Source organism: Pseudactinotalea suaedae, assembly GCF_009733815.1.
Lineage (GTDB): Bacteria > Actinomycetota > Actinomycetes > Actinomycetales > Beutenbergiaceae > Pseudactinotalea > Pseudactinotalea suaedae.
The window spans coordinates 1-848 of record NZ_WNXY01000019.1 but is presented as its reverse complement, the minus strand read 5'-3'; the positions used below and the strand labels follow the sequence as shown (position 1 = coordinate 848).

At 62.7% G+C, this 848-nt stretch carries 1 protein-coding gene; it reads right to left on the bottom strand.

The window, feature by feature from the left end:
* Positions 1-169: 169 nt before the first annotated feature.
* A partial coding sequence (locus tag GPA04_RS20935; RefSeq protein ID WP_156226173.1) for a carbohydrate ABC transporter permease occupies positions 170-848 on the bottom strand: 679 nt, incomplete at its 5' end.

Here is an 848-nt window from a genome sequence, read left to right as displayed (position 1 = left end):
CGAGGACACCAGCATCCACACCAACGGGTAGATCATCACCAGGCTGGCGGCGATCAGCCCGGCGTGCTTGAGGACGCTGCTCAGCCGCGCCGAACCACTCCTGCCCCGCCGCCTGGGGGCGGGGCCGGCGGGCATGGTCGCGGCCACCGGCTGGTCCGCGATCGTGGCATCAGTCATCGTAGAACACCCAATACTTGGCAGCGAGGAAGTTGATGGCCGTGAAGGCGCCGATGATGATCAGCAGCAGCCACGCCATCGCCGAGGCGTAACCCATCTGGAAGTTCGTGAACCCACGCTCATACAGATACAACGTGAAGAACAACGTCGAGTCCGACGGACCACCCGAACCGTTGGAGACGATGTAGGCCTGGGTGAAGGACTGGAACGCCCCGATGATCTGCAGCACCAGGTTGAAGAAGATGATCGGGGACAGCAACGGCATCGTGATCTTGACGAACTTCCCCACCCGGCCAGCACCATCCAGGGACGCCGCCTCGTAGTACATCGTCGGGATCTGTCGCAACCCCGCCAGGAAGATCACCATCGGCGAGCCGAACGTCCACACGTGCAGCAGGATCAGCGTCCACAACGCATACTCCGGGTCCGAGACATACCCGGTGGTGGCATTGATGCCGAAGGCCTGCAGCACCTGGTTCACCAGACCCGTGGTGCCGAAGATCTGCCGCCACAACAACGCGATCGCGACCGAACCACCCAGCATCGAGGGCAGATAGAACACCGACCGGTAGATCGGCAACCCCCGCATCCCCTTGTCCAGCAGCAGCGCGATCGCCAACGCCAGGATCAGCTGCAACGGCACACCCACCACCACATAGGTGAACGTCACC